The sequence below is a fragment of the Brasilonema sp. UFV-L1 genome (genome assembly GCF_012912105.1).
GTDB lineage: Bacteria > Cyanobacteriota > Cyanobacteriia > Cyanobacteriales > Nostocaceae > Brasilonema.
The window spans coordinates 1-760 of sequence record NZ_QMEA01000301.1 but is presented as its reverse complement, the minus strand read 5'-3'; the positions used below and the strand labels follow the sequence as shown (position 1 = coordinate 760).

Genomic DNA, 760 nt, shown 5'->3' with positions numbered 1-760 from the left:
GTGTCGGCAAGTGTCCCGTCACAATCGAAAATCGCGGCGGTCGGGACAAAATCGAGCGGCATTGGGACAAGGTGACTTTGCACGGCGTAAACGGCGGTACTCATACCTCCATCGTAGCCGAATCCGGCCTCGAAATGCAACCCGGAAAACCCCCGACCCTTTTGTTACGGCAACAGAAACATGAGCCTTTCCTTTGCGTTACCATTTGCCCACCATGCCACGATTGGGCTATACTGTCGGACAAGGGCAGCGTCGCCGCTTAATCACAAAGGAACGCAATCATGCCCGATACCGCCCTACCCAACACCCAACACCCAACACCCAACACCCCTTCTTCTGTCTCTTACAATTCACGCGCGTTTACCGTCAACGGGCAGCCGGAAATCTTCCTGTCCGCCGGTATTCACTACTTCCGCGTCCCCGCCGCGCTCTGGCCTGACCGCATCGCCCGCGCCAAACGCGGGGGGATGAACACTATAGAAACTTACGTCGCGTGGAACTTCCATGAACCTGCCCCCGGACACTTTGGGTTCACGGGTGATAAAGACTTTGAAGCGTTCCTCGCTGAGTGCGAACGGCAGGGAATGTATGTGATTGTGCGCCCCGGCCCCTATATCTGCGCCGAATGGGACTATGGTGGCTTTCCCGCATGGCTGCAAACATTGCCCGATGTTGCGTTTCGGACGATGAACCCCGCCTATCTGGAAGCGGTTGACCGTTGGTTCGACGCACTCATCCCCATCGTTGAGCGGCATCAATG

At 56.8% G+C, this 760-nt stretch carries 1 protein-coding gene; it reads left to right on the top strand.

Annotated elements, in window-relative coordinates; all coding sequences use genetic code 11:
• Positions 1–281: 281 nt before the first annotated feature.
• Positions 282–760, top strand: a 479-nt coding sequence (locus tag DP117_RS34265) for a beta-galactosidase (RefSeq protein ID WP_211176537.1), incomplete at its 3' end; no start/stop codon positions are given.